This window comes from Curtobacterium sp. MCBA15_013 (genome assembly GCF_001865095.1).
Classification (GTDB): domain Bacteria; phylum Actinomycetota; class Actinomycetes; order Actinomycetales; family Microbacteriaceae; genus Curtobacterium.
This window is the reverse complement of record NZ_MJGQ01000065.1, coordinates 1-541: the sequence shown is the minus strand read 5'-3', so window position 1 is coordinate 541 and position 541 is coordinate 1. Positions and strand designations below refer to the sequence as shown.

At 71.0% G+C, this 541-nt stretch carries 1 pseudogene; it reads right to left on the bottom strand.

Annotated elements, in window-relative coordinates:
* Nucleotides 1-215: 215 nt before the first annotated feature.
* Nucleotides 216-541, bottom strand: a pseudogene (locus BIV01_RS20040) (hypothetical protein); the annotation flags it as partial.

Genomic DNA, 541 nt, shown 5'->3' with positions numbered 1-541 from the left:
GGCGAGCGTGATGGAGGTCTTGAGGCTCTTGCGCATGGTGATCAGTCCTTTGCTGTTGTCGCGCTCGGCGCGGCTGCTGTGTGCGCGCCGAACACACCCTGGTGCAGGGTGGAGAACCAGCGATGTGCGGCTGGTGAGCGCTTCCGGGGTGTTCCCCGGTCGATGTCAGTGATTCGGCACCCTCGCCCAGCCGGATTGGTCCGGATCGGGATCCGTCAGAGATCGACGTCCGCGAGCACCCGGTCGTCGCCGCGGAGCCGCACCTGCACGCTGGCGATGTCGTCGCGCTGCACGTCGGTCGAGGCGGACAGCCCCCGGGCGTCCTCGCCCGCGGCCGACCACGACGCCACGGTCTGCACGGACCCGTCGTCGCGCACGACCACGAGGTCGTACATCACGGACCCGTCGGCGGCCCAGGACTTCCCGCCGTAGGAGCAGCCCCAGTCGAAGCGGGTGCCCCACGGTTCGCCGCTGACGGACAGGTCGACGTCGAGGCCGCGCTCGCCCACGAGCGCGTACCGGTCCGCCGACGCCGTGGCCG